The sequence below is a fragment of the Mesorhizobium sp. ES1-1 genome (assembly GCF_020164785.1).
GTDB lineage: Bacteria > Pseudomonadota > Alphaproteobacteria > Rhizobiales > Rhizobiaceae > Mesorhizobium.
Genome location: NZ_JAIUGX010000020.1, coordinates 35255 through 50786, shown reverse-complemented (window position 1 = coordinate 50786; position 15532 = coordinate 35255). Strand labels below are relative to the sequence as shown.

The 15532-nt window shown below is 62.1% G+C and carries 14 protein-coding genes; 6 read left to right on the top strand and 8 right to left on the bottom strand.

The window, feature by feature from the left end:
- Positions 1–71: 71 nt before the first annotated feature.
- From LB513_RS25055 to LB513_RS25040, 4 genes are all read right to left on the bottom strand, one after another.
- Complete coding sequence (locus LB513_RS25055; RefSeq protein ID WP_224666172.1) at positions 72–1307, bottom strand: PLP-dependent aminotransferase family protein; 1236 nt, start codon at positions 1305–1307, stop codon at positions 72–74.
- A 1-nt stretch (position 1308) separates the two neighbouring features.
- Entirely contained in the window at positions 1309–2073 is a 765-nt protein-coding gene (locus tag LB513_RS25050) for an amino acid ABC transporter ATP-binding protein (protein ID WP_224666171.1), read from the bottom strand.
- Positions 2070–2981 (bottom strand): amino acid ABC transporter permease, encoded by a 912-nt coding sequence (locus LB513_RS25045; RefSeq protein WP_224666170.1) that lies wholly within the window; start codon positions 2979–2981, stop codon positions 2070–2072. Before LB513_RS25045 ends, LB513_RS25050 begins: the two co-directional genes overlap by 4 nt.
- A gap of 75 nt (positions 2982–3056) precedes the next feature.
- Positions 3057–3929: an ABC transporter substrate-binding protein gene (locus LB513_RS25040; protein ID WP_224666169.1), complete on the bottom strand. Its 873-nt coding sequence runs from the start codon at positions 3927–3929 to the stop codon at positions 3057–3059.
- A 144-nt stretch (positions 3930–4073) separates the two neighbouring features.
- Between LB513_RS25040 and LB513_RS25035 the strand changes: the two genes are divergently transcribed.
- Positions 4074–4979: a LysR substrate-binding domain-containing protein gene (locus LB513_RS25035; protein WP_224666168.1), complete on the top strand. Its 906-nt coding sequence runs from the start codon at positions 4074–4076 to the stop codon at positions 4977–4979.
- A 2-nt stretch (positions 4980–4981) separates the two neighbouring features.
- On the opposite strand, the gene LB513_RS25030 is transcribed toward LB513_RS25035, so the two are convergent.
- The 4 genes from LB513_RS25030 to LB513_RS25015 form a co-directional block, all read right to left on the bottom strand.
- Positions 4982–5857, bottom strand: coding sequence for an MBL fold metallo-hydrolase (locus LB513_RS25030; RefSeq protein ID WP_224666167.1), 876 nt, complete (start codon positions 5855–5857; stop codon positions 4982–4984).
- Positions 5858–5999: 142 nt separating this feature from the next.
- The gene (locus LB513_RS25025; protein ID WP_224666166.1) at positions 6000–6659 is read right to left on the bottom strand and encodes a peroxiredoxin; all 660 of its coding nucleotides are present in this window, start codon (positions 6657–6659) and stop codon (positions 6000–6002) included.
- Positions 6660–6826: 167 nt separating this feature from the next.
- On the bottom strand, positions 6827–7189 hold the full coding sequence (locus LB513_RS25020; protein WP_224666165.1) for a cell division protein ZapA: 363 nt from the start codon (positions 7187–7189) through the stop codon (positions 6827–6829).
- Positions 7190–7209: 20 nt separating this feature from the next.
- Positions 7210–7482 (bottom strand): DUF4164 domain-containing protein, encoded by a 273-nt coding sequence (locus LB513_RS25015; RefSeq protein ID WP_010911918.1) that lies wholly within the window; start codon positions 7480–7482, stop codon positions 7210–7212.
- Between the two features lie 261 nt (positions 7483–7743).
- Here LB513_RS25015 and tkt point away from each other — a divergent pair, with 261 nt between their 5' ends.
- The 5 genes from tkt to LB513_RS24990 all read left to right on the top strand — a co-directional run bounded on the left by tkt (position 7744) and on the right by LB513_RS24990 (position 15476).
- The gene (gene tkt / locus LB513_RS25010) at positions 7744–9735 is read left to right on the top strand and encodes a transketolase (protein WP_224666164.1); all 1992 of its coding nucleotides are present in this window, start codon (positions 7744–7746) and stop codon (positions 9733–9735) included.
- A gap of 204 nt (positions 9736–9939) precedes the next feature.
- Entirely contained in the window at positions 9940–10950 is a 1011-nt protein-coding gene (gene gap, locus LB513_RS25005; protein ID WP_224666163.1) for a type I glyceraldehyde-3-phosphate dehydrogenase, read from the top strand.
- A gap of 212 nt (positions 10951–11162) precedes the next feature.
- On the top strand, positions 11163–13049 hold the full coding sequence (locus tag LB513_RS25000) for a potassium/proton antiporter (RefSeq protein ID WP_224666162.1): 1887 nt from the start codon (positions 11163–11165) through the stop codon (positions 13047–13049).
- A gap of 111 nt (positions 13050–13160) precedes the next feature.
- Positions 13161–14357 (top strand): phosphoglycerate kinase, encoded by a 1197-nt coding sequence (locus LB513_RS24995; protein ID WP_224666161.1) that lies wholly within the window; start codon positions 13161–13163, stop codon positions 14355–14357.
- A gap of 93 nt (positions 14358–14450) precedes the next feature.
- Positions 14451–15476, top strand: coding sequence for a class I fructose-bisphosphate aldolase (locus tag LB513_RS24990; protein WP_224666160.1), 1026 nt, complete (start codon positions 14451–14453; stop codon positions 15474–15476).
- The last annotated feature ends 56 nt before the right edge of the window (positions 15477–15532 follow it).

Genomic DNA, 15532 nt, shown 5'->3' with positions numbered 1-15532 from the left:
TCCAGCCAGCATCTTGAATCACAAACAAGCCTCGATGGGAATCCTACGATTCTCCCAAAACAGGAAACGCTCTAGTGAATCGGAACTTTGCCGAGCCTGGCCAAGAGGGACGCCTTCGTAGCATCGTCCAGTCCCTGAGAATGCATCGCCTTATAGGCCCTCCCGAGGCGCGATATGCCTTCAGCGATGCGCTCCGGGTCCTCGTAGGAATAGCAAAGGCGAATGGCGGGCAGCACCGGCTGGCCGGCATAAGACAGTCTGCCCGGATAGATCCTGACGCCATAAGTCGGCGCCAGTCCGGCGAGCAGGTCGGCATCGGTCCCGGCTGGGAACGTCACCCAGAGGAAATATCCTCCAGGTGGTGTCCTGACCTCCGCCTCAGGCAGTGCCTTCGCAAGCGAGGAAATCATCGCATCGCGATGCAGACGCAGTTCTGCGACCAATTTCGCCACCAGTTCGTCGATCTGGTTTGTCCGCAACAGTTCCGCGAAGATGCGCTGGCTGAACGGGTTGGTGCCACCATCGGCCTTGAACCCCGCCATGCGTTCAATGATGTCGGGCTCTGCTATGACCCAGCCGATCCGAAGACCCGGCGCCACGATCTTCGACGCGGTGCCCAAGGCGATCACCACGCCTCGGTCGTCGAGGCTCTTGATCGGAGGGACCGGATCTCCCTCGAATCTGATCCTGCGATACGGGTCGTCCTCGATAATGAGAAATCCGAAGCGGTTGGCTAGTTCCACCAATTGCCGGCGCCGCGCCAGGCTGGTGGTTATCCCGGTCGGGTTGTGAAATTCCGGCACGTCGAAGAGCAGCTTGGGTAGCGGCCTGCCCTCGGCCTGATCGTTCAAGAGCTGATTTTCGAGATCTCCCGTGACGATCCCGTCGTCGTCCTGCCGAACGGACAGGAATTCGACCTGGTGTGTGCGCAGGATGCTGAGAGCCGTCATATAGCTCGGCGCCGTCACGATCACCCGATCGCCGGGCTGTAGAAAAGCCCGGCAGATCAGGTCGAGGCCATGCTTGGCACCGTTCACGATCATGACGTTGTCGCGATCGCAGGAAACGCCGTCAGCCTTGACGAAGCTCACGATGAGGTCGCGCAGGTCGTCCAGCCCCAGCACTTCGGCATACTGCATCGTCTCGTGCCGGTACACCGTCGCCGCAATCCCGGCTTCCCGCGTCACGTCGGGAAGGAATTGCGGGAAAGCATATCCGCCCGAAAGCTCGATGATGTCGTTGTGAAGTGGTCGACGGAGCAAATCCGCTGCGTCAAGGGACGCATCCGGCTTCGGCAAAGTGGACATGCTACATCACCCGGCTGAGGAAGGTACGGGTGCGCGCTTCCCTGGGCGACTGGAGAACCGTCGCGGCTGGCCCGCTCTCCACGATTTCTCCGTCCACCATGAAATGCACTGTGTCGGCCACTTCCCTGGCAAAGCCAATCTCATGGGTCACCACGATCATCGTCATCCCGTCTTTTGCCAGTTGCTTCATGACCGCCAGCACTTCGCCCACCAGTTCAGGGTCGAGGGCAGAGGTTGGTTCGTCGAACAGGATCAGGCGCGGGCGCATCGCCAGGGCCCGAACGATGGCGACGCGCTGTTGCTGTCCGCCCGAAAGCTGCGCCGGATACTCGTTCAGCTTGTCCGCGAGCCCAATCGACGCCAACAACTCCGCGGCGCTCGCGATCGCATCCGCTTTCCGGGCTCGCCTCAGCGTCACCGGCGCCTCGATGATGTTCTCCAGCACCGTCATGTGCGGAAACAGATTGAACCGCTGAAACACCATGCCGATGCCGGCTCGCTGGCGCGCGAGCGCTGTCGCGTCGAGTTCATGAAAGCTTCCATTGCGCTGAGCGAAGCCCACTGGTTCGCCTGCAATGAAAATCATTCCGCTCGTCTGCTCTTCAAGCCGGTTGATGCATCTCAGAAGGGTCGACTTTCCAGCGCCTGACGGGCCGATGATGCAGGCGACTTCACCATCCCGAACATCGACACTGATATTCTTGAGCACCTGTGTTTCGCCGAAGGATTTGCTGACGTTCATGACCTGAACGACCTTGCTGCTCATGTTGGCCGGTCTCCCTTGGGGAGCGCACCAGCGGAGGAGCCCCGGAACCCCCTGAGGCGGCTGAAGGCGGTCATGCGGCCGCTCTGCACGAACCCGCGCGAATAGCGGCGCTCGATGTAATACTGGCCGATGTTCGCGAGCGTGGTCAGGACCAGGTACCAAAGGCTGGCCACGACGAGGAGTTCGAGGATGTGAAAGTTCTCGTTGTAGATGCGCGTGGCCTGCGTCAGCAGGTCGCCCGCAGCGATCACCGACACCAGCGACGAGGTCTTCAGCAGCGACACGAACTGGTTGCCGGCGGGCGGAACGATCACCCGGAGCGCCTGGGGCAGCACGATGCGGCTCAGCACCTTCCATGGTGGAAGTCCAAGCGCCTTGGCAGCTTCACGCTGTCCATTGTCCACGCTCAGAATGCCGGCGCGTACGATCTCCGACATGTAGGCGCCTTCGTTCAGACCAAGGCCAAGCAAGGCGGTTACCGCAGGCGTCATGATGCTGTTGGTCGAAAGATGGAAGAGGACCTCGCCCCCGGGAAGCGAAAGTGTGATCGAAGGAAAGATGATGCCAATATTGAACCAGAAGATCAGCTGGACCAGCACCGGCGTCCCCCGGAAGAACCAGACGAACAGCTGCGCGGCACGGTTGATCACCGGATTATCGGAAACGCGCATCACCGCCAGGACAACGCCGAGAACAAGGCCGATCGCCATCGAACCGCAGGTGACATAAAGGGTGACGACGACGCCCGACAGGATGCGTGGCTCGAACAAATAGTCGGCCACCGCCTGGAACACGAAGACCGGGTTGCTGGCCACTTTGGCCGCCAGCATGACGGCAAGAAGGACCAGGATAGCCGTGGCGACCCAGCGCCATGGGTGCCGGCGGCGAACGATCGGGAAGTCTGACATGGACATGGCGCCTTTCGGCCTGACATCGGGAGGCGGACCGCCGAATGTTATCGGGGGGTCCGCCGCGATGGAACGCTATTTGGATGCCGCGTTGTATGTCGCCTTTTTGATGCCGATCTCCGCCACGCCATATTTGTCGAGAATCTTGCCATACTCGCCATTGGCGATGATGGCGTCCAGCCCGCTCATCAGGGTCTGGCGCAGGGCGGTGTTGCCCTTGAAGATGGCCATGCCGTAGGGCGCTTCCGAGAACTGGCCACCAGCAAGTTGAAGCTTGCCGCCAGAATGCTGCACCTGATAGGCGGAAAGCGGATAATCATGGATGATGATATCGGCGCGGCCATTCTGCAGTTGCAGCATGGACTGCGTGGCCTCCGGAAATTCATTGACGACCACCGGCTGACGTCCCTCTGCAACGCACTTTTTTGATTGTTCATTGGCGTAGGTCGTGGCGACGTCACCCGTCTGCGAGGCGACGATCAGACCACAAATGTCAGCAAGCTTGCTGACGCCTTTGGGATTGCCGGCCTGAACGATGATCCCGGAGCCGACATTCGCATAGTTGACGAAGTCGATGACTTTTTCACGCTCGACCGTATCGGTGATGCCGGTCATGCCGACATCGAAACGTTTGGCGCTGATGCCGGGGATAATGCTGTCGAACTTGATATTGACCCACTTGATCTTCAGGCCTGCCTGCTTTGCGATCGCTTCGACGATATCGGCGTCGATCCCGACATAGGCTCCGTTCGTATCGACGGATACGATGGGCGGAAAGGACGCCGTCGCGGCTACAGTGAGCGTGCCCTCATCCAGAACGCCCTTGTCTTGCGCCAGAGCGGGGGTGGCGGCGGCCGCAGCGATCAACGTGACCAAGGCCATCGATCTGAATTTGCGTACAACCACGTCCGCCGCCAAAGCCCTATAAGAATTCCATTTCTCGATCATGCTATTCCCCTTTGTGCTATTCGAACCGAATTCATCAGTTTCGAGGACTTTCCGTCCCTTGTATGGATAAACTTTCATCTTGAATCCGCCATGTCCAATCGGATTTCGATGAGGTAAGATAAGGAAAGCTTATAGGGATCCTCGATGAACCTGAAGCAGTTGGAGACGTTCCGTGCGGTCATGATCGCGGGCAGCATGGTGGGCGCCGCCGACATGCTGCGAGTATCCCAACCGGCGGTAAGCCAGTTGATCCGCCAGTTGGAGCGTCAGACCGGCCTCCAGCTGTTCCAGCGACGCAATGGCAGGGTATTCCCGACCTCGGAAGCGAACATCCTGTTCGGGGAATCCGAGCGCGTATATGCCGGTGTGAAGAAAATCGAGTTGGTCGCGCAAGGCCTTCGCTTCAACCGGTACGGAAGCCTCCGCCTCTCCGGCTTTCCTGCAATCAGCCGAAGAATGCTGCCGCAGATCGTTGCCGAATATTGTAGCGACAAGCCCGACATAGACGTTTCATTGGACTCCACCCAGTCCCGCAACATGGCCGACCTTATAGCGCGCCAGGAGATCGACATGGCGGTGTCGGTGCTGCCGGGCGACCGCGACGAGGTTGAAGCAACCCAGATCGGCACGTTGCAGGCCGTCTGTGTCATGCCGCGCGCTCACCGCCTGGCCGGTTCGAGGAGCGTCCACGCCGGCGATCTGGAAGGCGAGACCTTCATTTCGCTTGGGAAGAACGATCAGTCGCGGCTGGCGATCGACAAGATCTTCGAGGGTCTCGGCGTCGGCAGGAGGGTTCAGATGGAAACGACCCAGTCGGACACCGCCTGCAGCTTTGTCGCCCAGGGCTGCGGCATATCCATCGTCGACCGCCTGACAATCTCCGAATACAAGGATGAGCGCATCGTCGCGTTGCCATTCACACCGGAAATCACGTTCAGGATCTGGCTACTCAGACCAAGGCTTCACCGGCAATCCCGTCTGTTGCAGGATTTCTCGTCCTTCCTTCAGGGCCGCGTCCACCAATTGGTATCCGCAATGGAAGTGCGTTGAACCTACAACGCATCCAGCGGAAACTTCAGATACCGTTTTCCGTTGGCTTCCGGTTCGGGCAGCCGCCCGCCATTCATGTTGACCTGCAGCGCGTGCAGTATCAGCCTGGGCATCGGCAGTGTCTTGTCGCGCGTCTGGCGCAGGGCGACGAAATCGGTCTCGTTGCTCGCGGCTGCGAGGTGGATATTGTCGCGCTTCTGCGCCGCGATTGTGCTCTCCCACAAGGGCTCGCGCGCGCCGCCGCCCTGGTAGTCATGGCCGACAAAGACGCGCGTGGCGTCCGGCAAGGTCAGGATATCCTGGATCGAGCGCCAGAGCCGCTCGGCGCTGCCGCCCGGAAAATCCGTCCGCGCACTGCCGCTGTCGGGCATGAAGAGCGTATCGTGCACGAAAGCTGCGTCCCCGACCACATAGGTGATCGATGCCAGCGTGTGCCCAGGCGAGAATAGCACCGTGACCGGAATGGTGCCGATGCTGAAGGTCTCGCCCGCGCCGAAAAGCCTGTCCCATTGTGAACCGTCGGCGGGAAAATCCGGCCAATTGTAGATGGCCTTCCACAATTTCTGGACCTCAACGATCCTGTCGCCGATCGCCGTCGGCGCTCCGGTCTTCTGTTTCAGGTAATGGGCCGCGGAGAGATGGTCGGCATGCGGGTGAGTGTCGAGGATCCACTCGACGCTCAGCCCCCGCGTCTCGACAAAATCGAGCAAGGCGTCGGCATTCCTTGTCGCGATAGCGCCGGACTTCTCGTCGAAATCGAGGAGCGGATCGATAATGGCGCATTGCTTTGTCGCCGGGTCGGCGACGATATATTGGATCGACCCGGTCGGCTTGTCATAGAAGCCGCTGACCTGCGGCCTCGCCAAGTCAGCGTTCAATTTTCGGCTCCCCAACCAAAGGCCGCAGGAATGATTTTTCGTGCGGCCGCCCCAGGGGGTATGGTTGTCCACTCGGATAGCCTAGTCAAGCATGACTTGGCGCCGGAAGGCTCTACGCCGAAAACCGTTTCGGCCACCTGCCTCAGGCAGATGGCTGCTTGGTCTTCCTGAGATAGGGCAGGATGGTTTCATAGGCACCGAAGCGCTTGATGGCATCCTCATTGGACACCGCCGCGGTGATGATTACGTCGTCTCCCTGCTTCCAGTTCGCCGGCGTCGCCACCTGATGCTTGGCGGTCAGTTGCATGGAATCGACCGCCCGCAGGATCTCGTCGAAGTTGCGGCCCGTGGTCATCGGATACGTCAACACCAGTTTGACCTTCTTATCCGGCCCAATGACGTAGACCGAACGCACCGTGGCGTTGTTGGCCGGCGTGCGGCCTTCGGATGTCTCGCCCGCATCGGCCGGCAGCATGTCGTAGAGCTTGGCTACCTTGAGATCCTTGTCGCCGATCAGCGGATAGTGCACCGCATGGCCGCTCGCGGTCTTGATGTCGTCCTGCCATTTGCCATGGCTTTCCACCGGATCGACCGAGATCCCGATGATCTTGACGTTGCGCTTCTTGAACTCGTCCTCAAGCCCCGCCATCGTGCCAAGCTCGGTCGTGCAGACCGGAGTGAAGTTCTTGGGGTGGCTGAACAAGATCGCCCAGCCGTCACCGATCCACTCATGGAAGTTGATCGGCCCCTGGGTCGTCTCGGCCGTGAAGTCCGGTGCTGTATCGTTGATGCGAAGGCTCATTTTGTCCCTACCCCTTATGAACGCCGCCTGCTTGGCGGACCTCATCCCTTTTACCACTTCGGCCCCGAGCTTGAAAATGCTCATGCGGTCGACAACGGACCGACGACGAAAAATCTTCGCCGTCCTGGGGCGGACTGTAGGAATTTTACTGCGCGCAACGCCGCGGTCTAGGATTTCACCGCCAGCGTCGCGGTCAGATCTTCCATGCGTTGCGCCAACGCGCCGAGCGCATTGGTCAGGACGCTGTCGTTCTTGTCGGCCTTGGTCAGCGCCTCATCGCGCGTCTTGCGCAAGGTCAGCACTTCGCTTTCCATGCCCTTGACCCGCTTCTGCAGCTCCGAGAGCTCGTCCATCACCATGATGCCGGCCATGACCGTCAGCCGCTGGTCGCCGATTTCGCCGAAAGAGTCCTTCAGATGGGAGACATAGCGGTCGAAACGTTCGGCCAGGTCGATCAGATGTTCTTCCTGACCCTCGTCGCAGGCCATGCGATACTGCTTGCCATCGATTGAAACCGTGACCTGTGCCATTGGCCTACCTGTCCAGCCCCTTACCTGTCCAACACGGCGCGAATGGTTTCCATGGCGGTCACCAAACGGCGCGACACTTCCTTGTTGGCGTCTTCCAGGCGTTCGGCGCGTGCTTCGGAATTATCGAGTTCCTGCGCCAGCCGCGAGCGATCAGCATTCATCCGCTGCACCTCGGCCTCGGCTTCCGAATAGTCGCGCTCGTGCTCGAGCTTGGCCGCGACGGCGCTTTCCAGCCCCTCGATGGCCTTGCCCAGCCTGGCGATCACTTCCTTGAGCGTGGTTTCCCCGGTCATGGCCTTCGTCCTGTGCCCTGCCCATCACCGAATCGTTCGCATTCAGAACGCGTTATTCCCGAAACATTAGGCGCCGGGTGAAGGTGACGTCAACAAAGGTCTCGCGGCTGTCCCCCGCTAAGGCTAATGTAGGCCCGCCGCGGCCATCACAAGGCCGGCAAATGCGCACCGATTTGTTGACTAAAAGCGCGTGCCTGCTATGTGTCGCGCACCCTTTTCAGGGGCTCTCCCCAGTCCCCAAACCCCCACCTTGGAGGAACCATGACGTCGCGTGAACAACATGACCGGATGGCCAATGCGATCCGTTTTCTCTCCATGGACGCCGTTGAAAAGGCCCAGTCCGGACATCCCGGCCTGCCGATGGGCTGCGCCGACATCGCCACGGTGCTGTTCACGCAATTCCTGAAATATGACGCCAAAGCTCCGCACTGGCCCGATCGCGACCGCTTCATTCTCTCGGCCGGCCACGGCTCGATGCTGCTCTATTCGTTGCTGCACCTGACCGGCTACGAAGACATGACGATCGACCAGATCAAGAATTTCCGCCAGTTGGGCTCGAAGACCGCCGGCCATCCTGAATACGGCCACGCTACCGGCATCGAGACGACGACCGGCCCGCTTGGCCAGGGTCTCGCCAATTCGGTCGGCTTCGCGCTCGGCGAGCGCATCATGAACGCCGCCTTCGGCAAGGACCTAGTCGATCACTACACCTATGTGCTGGCCGGAGACGGCTGCCTGATGGAGGGCGTCAGTCAGGAAGCCATCGCGCTTGCCGGACACCTCAAGCTCAATAAGCTGATCGTCTTCTGGGACAATAACGACATCTCGATCGACGGTCCGGTCTCGCTGTCGGACAACACCGACCAGGTCGCCCGCTTCCAGGCCTCGGGCTGGAACGCCAGCCATATCGACGGCACGGATCCGGAAGCGATCGCCTACGCCATCGAGGCGGCCCGCCACTCCGACAAGCCGACGATGATCGCCTGCAAGACCACCATCGGTTTCGGCGCGCCTACCAAGGCCGGCACCAACAAGGCGCACGGCTCGCCGCTCGGCGCCGAAGAGATCGCCGGAGCGCGCAAGTTCTTCAACTGGGATTCCCCTCCCTTTGAGATTCCGGCCGACATCCTCGACGCCTGGCGCGCCGCCGGCAAGGCTGGCGCCAAGGCGCGGACCGACTGGGAAGGCCGTCTCGCCAAGGCAGAGCCGCAGCTGAAGGCCGAGTTCGAGCGACGCATCGCCGGCAAGCTGCCGTCAAATTTCGACGCCGTCATCGCGGACTACAAGAAGAAGCTCTCGGCCGACAAGCCGAAACTCGCCACTCGCAAATCGTCGGAAATGGCGCTGGAAATCATCAACGGCGCCGTCCCGGAAACCATTGGCGGCTCCGCCGACCTGACCGGTTCCAACAACACCAAGACCAGCCAGACCAAGAACATCACGTCGGACGACTACGGTCAGCGCTACGTCCACTACGGTATCCGCGAGCACGGCATGGCGGCTGCCATCAATGGCCTGACGCTGCATGGCGGCCTGATCGCCTATGGCGGCACCTTCATGTGCTTCTCCGATTATGCCCGCCCGTCCATGCGGCTTGCCTCGCTGATGGGCATCCGTTCGATCTTCGTCATGACCCATGATTCCATCGGCCTTGGCGAAGACGGCCCGACCCACCAGCCGGTCGAGCACATGGCGGCATTGCGTGCGATTCCCAACCACAACGTTTTCCGCCCGGCCGACGCTGTGGAAACCGCCGAATGCTGGCAGGTCGCCATCGAATCGGAAAAGACGCCGTCGACGCTGGCCCTGACACGACAGAACCTGCCGACGGTGCGCACCGAGCACTCTGCCAAGAATTTGAGCAGCCAGGGCGCCTACGAGCTGGCAGCCGCCAGCGGTGAGGCCGCGGTGACGATTTTCGCCACCGGCTCCGAGGTCGAGATCGCGCTTGTCGCGCGCGACCTGCTGGAGAAGCATGGCCACCCGACCCGCGTCGTGTCGGTGCCCTGCTTCGAACTGTTCGACAAGCAGAGCGACGACTACCGCCAGAAGACGATCGGCGGCGCGCCGGTCAAGATGGCGATCGAAGCCGGCATCCGCCAGGGCTGGGATCATCTGATCGGCACCGATGGCATCTTTATCGGCATGACCGGCTTCGGCGCCTCCGGCACGATCGAGCAACTCTATCCGCATTTCGGCATCACCGCCGAGGCAGCGGCCAAGGCGGCGGAGGCACGTCTGCACGCCAGGTAGACGAAGCGCCGACGCCGAGGACACCTTTCGGTGTGAACGACGACATGCACTAGGGCCGAAAGACCGCCGAATCCGCTCCGAGATTTCGTCTGGCCAGCCTGCCCTAATCGATTTAAATCTGCGGCACCGCGACTGGATTCTTTCCGCTCGCGCCGCTAAGAAGCTGCGGACGAATTGTCTGCTCCAGCTCCCGAGGAGAGAAAAATGACCGTTAGAGTTGCCATCAACGGATTTGGCCGCATCGGCCGCAACATCCTTCGCGCCATCCATGAATCCGGCCGCAAGGACATCGAAGTCGTCGCCGTCAACGATTTGGGTCCGGTCGAGACCAACGCCCATCTGTTGCGCTTCGACAGCGTGCACGGCCGCTTCCCGCATGAGGTCTCGGTGTCCGGCGACCAGATCACCGTCGGCAAGGAAACGTTCAAGGTCACCGCGATCAAGGACCCGTCGCAGCTGCCGTGGAAGGAGCTGGGCATCGACATCGCGCTCGAATGCACCGGCATTTTCACGGCCCGTGACAAGGCCGCCGCGCATCTGACCGCCGGCGCCAAGCGCGTCGTCGTTTCGGCTCCGGCCGAAGGCGCCGACCTCACGGTCGTCTACGGCATCAACCACGACAAGCTGAGCAAGGACCACATCGTCATCTCCAACGCGTCATGCACCACCAACTGCCTGGCACCGCTGGCGGCTGTGCTGCATGAGACGGTCGGCATCGAAAAGGGCATGATGACGACCATCCATTCCTACACGGGCGACCAGCCGACGCTCGACACCATGCACAAGGACCTCTACCGCGCCCGTGCGGCGGCGCTGTCGCAGATCCCGACCTCGACCGGCGCCGCCAAGGCGATCGGCCTTGTCCTGCCCGACCTCAAGGGCAAGCTCGACGGCATCTCGATTCGCGTGCCGACGCCGAATGTCTCGGTTGTCGATTTCAAGTTCATCGCCAAGCGTGCGACTACCGTCCAGGAAATCAACGAGGCGGTGATCGCCGCTTCAGACGGCAGGCTGAAGGGTATCCTCGGCGTCACCCATCATCCGAACGTCTCGATCGACTTCAACCATGATCCCCGTTCCTCGATCATGGCGCTCGACCAGACCAAGGTCATGGATGGCAACTTCGTTTCGGTGTTGTCCTGGTACGACAATGAATGGGGCTTCTCCAACCGCATGTCGGACACCGCGGTCGCCTTCGGCAAGACCATCGCCTGATCGTAGACATTTTTCGAGACCCGAAACGCCCGGCACCGACCGGGCGTTTTTCGTTCGGGCGGGCTGCATTTCCAATGTGTGTCCTGCAGGCCAAACCGATCGAAAATCAGCGGCATAGGCAAAAAGCCCTCCCTTCGCCTTGCACTGGTCACGTCTTCGCCCCACTCTCTGATGACACCGGAGACTGGGGAATTTGAGGGGCTGATTTCAGGATGGAGCATGCGATCTATCTCGTCACGCTGGTCGGCACCGCGCTTGTCGTCGCCGCCGCGTTCTCGAGCCTGATCGCCTTTCGCTTCGGCGCGCCCCTGCTGCTTCTGTTTCTCTGTATCGGACTGGCCACCGGAACCGACGGCCTCGGCATCCAGTTCGACAATGCCCGCATTGCTTACTTTGCCGGCTCACTGGCGCTCGCCGTCATCCTGTTCGATTCCGGTTTCGGCACGCCGCTCAACGCGCTCCGGCAGGCCGCCGGACCTGCGCTCTCGCTCGCCACCTTCGGCGTCCTGCTGACCACGGGCCTGTTCGGGACTGCCGCTCATTATCTCATCGGCCTTACCTGGCTGGAATCCTTCCTGCTCGGCGCCGCTGTCGCCTCCACCGACGCCGCCGCCGTGTTCTTCCTGTTGCGCGCCGGCGAGATCAACCTGCGCGAGCGGGTGCGCTCCACCCTGGAGGTGGAGTCCGGCACCAACGATCCGATCGCCATCTTCCTGACCATCACCCTGGTCGAGATCATCGCCGCCCATGCGAACCCAGAGACCAACGTGCTGCTCACGGGTCTTGTACTCGGTTTCCTCCTCAATATGGGCCTCGGCGCCGTCGTCGGTATGCTCGGCGGTCTCGCCATCGTGCGCCTTGTCGACCGGCTCAATCTCGATCATGGCCTGCTGCCGATCTTCGTGCTCACTTTGTCGCTGATGGTGTTCGCAGCCGCCGGCGCCATTGGCGGCTCGGGGTTCCTGGCCGTGTATATAGCCGGCCTCATCGCCGGCAATTCCGACATCCGCGCCGTCACCATCCTCAAACGCTTTCAGGATGGCATGTCGTGGCTGGCGCAAATCATCATGTTCCTGATCCTCGGCCTGTTCGCGACCCCCTCGCAATTCCCGGCAATCATGGTGCCGGCGGTTCTGCTCGGCCTTTTCCTGATATTCGTCGCCAGGCCGATCGCGGTCTGGCTTTGCCTGGTCCCATTCCGCCTGCCGCGCCCCGAAGTCGCATTCGTGTCCTGGGTCGGACTGCGTGGCGCCGTGTCGATTCTTCTCGCCATCACCCCGCTGCTTGGCGGGCTGGAGAATGGCCGCCTCATCTTCAATGCCGCCTTCATCATCGTGCTGGTGTCGCTGGTCATTCAGGGCTGGACGGTTGGACCGCTGGCGCGCCGGCTCGGCCTGATCGTGCCGGCGCGGCTGGGGCCGCTGGACAAGGTCGAACTCGAATTGCCGGGCTCAGCCCACCACGAACTGCTCGCCTATCGCGTGGCTCCGGGCAGTCCCGTGGCGCGCGGCGAACGCATCCCGCGCTGGGCCCGGCCATCGTTGGTGCTGCGGGACGGGCGCTCGATGCGCTTCCAGGATATGGGCCGCCTTGCCGCTGGCGACCAGGTCTACATTTTCGTTCCCGACCGCTATCCGCGCCTGCTGGACAAGCTGTTCGCCAGCCGTGCCGTGGTCGATCCCGAGGATGCCGATTTCTTTGGCGCCTTTGCCGTCGATCCGGCCCGGTCCGCCGCCGAATTGGAAGCAGCTTACGCTCCCGGTCTGACCGAGGCGGAAAAGAAGCTCACCGTCGGCGCTCTGGTCACGGCCCGGCTCGGCGGCCATGCCGAATATGCCGACCGCGTGCTGCTCGGTCCGATCGAATTGATCGTCCGAGATGTCGATGAGAAGGGCAAGATCACGGGCCTCGGTCTTTCCTTCGAGCCGACGGCACCGGTGGCGCGGGTGCCGGTCTTCCTGAGTGCCGGCGAAATCGGCGATCGCCTCCGGGCTTTTATGCGCAACTGGCGCAAGCCCCTGGATGGACAATCCGACGCGGCGGCGCAAGCGTTGCCGGCCGCGGAGCCGGAGGCACAGAAGGCGGCGGCCGAGGGCTGATCTGGCAAGCCCCGCGGGGGCCCGATCATTTTTTCGCGCACGCGTGCCCCGGACCTTGCATCATCGTTGGCGCGGGGTATGGTCCGGCGTTTTTCAGGGAAAGGAACCGGTATGGCCGCCTTCAAGACACTCGACGATATCGGCGACATCAGCGGCAAGCGCGTGCTGGTGCGCGTCGACCTCAACGTTCCCGTCGCCAATGGCAAGGTCACCGACGCCACCCGGATCGAGCGCATCGCGCCGACCGTCACGGAACTGTCGGGCAAGGGCGCAAAGGTTGTCCTGCTCGCGCATTTCGGCCGGCCCAAGGATGGCCCCTCGGCTGAATTCTCGCTGGAGCCGATCGCAAAGGCGACGGCAGAGGTGCTTGGCCGGCCCGTCGGCTTCGCCGGCGATTGCGTCGGCGATACGGCGACAAGCGCCATCACCGCCATGAACGAGGGCGACGTGCTGCTGCTCGAGAACACCCGGTTCTACAAGGCCGAGGAGAAGAACGATCCGGCTTTCACCGAAAGGCTCGCCGCCAATGGCGATATCTTCGTCAACGACGCCTTCTCCGCCGCGCATCGCGCCCACGCCTCGACCGAGGGCTTGGCGCATCTCCTGCCTGCTTTCGCCGGCCGCACCATGCAGGCCGAGCTCGAAGCGCTGGAAAAGGGTCTGGGCAATCCGGTTCGCCCGGTGGTGGCCATTGTCGGCGGCGCCAAGGTCTCGACCAAGATCGACCTGCTGATGAACCTGGTGAAAAAGGTCGACGCGCTGGTCATCGGTGGCGGCATGGCCAATACGTTCCTCGCGGCGCGCGGCACCAATGTCGGCAAATCCCTGTGCGAGCATGATCTGGCCGCGACCGCCAAGCAGATCATGATCGAAGCGGCGGAAGCCGGCTGCGCCATCATCCTCCCGGTCGACGGCGTCGTCGCCCGGGAATTCAAGGCGGGCGCGGCCAGCGAAACCGTGGCCATTTCCAGCGTGCCGGCCGACGGCATGATCCTCGATGTTGGCGCCAGGACCGTGAACACCGTCGTCGAATGGATCGATCGCGCCGCGACGCTGGTCTGGAACGGTCCGCTCGGCGCCTTCGAGATCGCGCCCTTCGACCATGCGACGGTGACGGCGGCCAAGCACGCCGCCGCGCGTACCAAGCAAGGCAAGCTGGTCTCGGTCGCCGGCGGTGGCGATACGGTGGCAGCCCTCAACCATGCCGGCGTCGGCGACGATTTCACCTATGTCTCGACCGCCGGCGGCGCGTTCCTGGAGTGGATGGAAGGCAAGCCGCTGCCCGGCGTCGACGTGCTGAAGAAGTAGATCCCGCCAGCCTTCCTCGATTGAAGCTTTCCGGTGCCGATCCTTTGGCGATAGACTTCCATCTGGCGAAGAACTGATCTGAAGGAGAGCGAAATGAGCGACCGTCTCGAAGACATTGCCGCCGCTATCGTGGCCGAGGGCAAGGGCCTGCTGGCCGCCGACGAGAGCTCCGGCACCATCAAGAAGCGCTTCGACGTCATCGGCGTGGAATCGACCGCCGACAGCCGCCGCGACTACCGGGAGATGATGTTCCGCGCCACGGAGGCGATGAAGAACTACATCTCCGGCGTGATCCTTTACGACGAAACGATCCGCCAGGAGGGGGCCGACGGAACGCCTCTGGTCGATCTCATCAAGGCAAGCGGCGCGATCCCCGGCATCAAGGTCGATGCCGGCGCCAAGCCCTTGGCCGGCTTCATCGGCGACACCATCACAGAGGGCTTGGACGGGCTCCGCGAGCGGCTGGCAGACTATTACAAACTTGGCGCCCGTTTCGCCAAATGGCGCGCGGTGATCGATATCGACACCGGCAGGGGCGTGCCTTCGGCAACCGCTATAAGCTCGAACACCCATGCGCTCGCCCGCTATGCCGCACTTTGCCAGGAGGCCGGCATCGTGCCGATCGTCGAGCCGGAAGTGCTGATGGACGGCTCCCATGACATCGACACCTGCTACGAGGTTTCGAAGGCCACGCTGATCAAGCTCTATGACGAGTTGCATGCGGCACGGGTGGTGCTGGAGGGCACGATCCTGAAGCCGAACATGGTCATAGCAGGCAGGAAATCCGGCAAGACAAACAGTCCCGACGAGGTCGCCGAAAAGACCATAAAGCTGTTCCGCCAAACCGTGCCGGTCGCGGTTCCCGGGATCGCCTTCCTGTCGGGCGGCCAGGAGGACGAGGAGGCGACAGCCAACCTCAACGCCATCAATGCCATCGGGCCGCATCCCTGGAAGCTGACCTTCTCCTATGGCCGCGCGCTGCAGGCCGCCCCGCAGAAAGCATGGGGAGGCAACCGATCGAACGTCGCCGCCGCCCAGGCGGCCTTCACGCATCGCGCCCATATGAACCATCTGGCCGCGCTTGGAGAATGGAAAGCCAGCCTCGAGCAGGCCGCCTGAGCCTGTTTTTGGGCTTCCTTCCAGCCCGGGCGGCGTGGCCCGGCTTGTCTACTTAT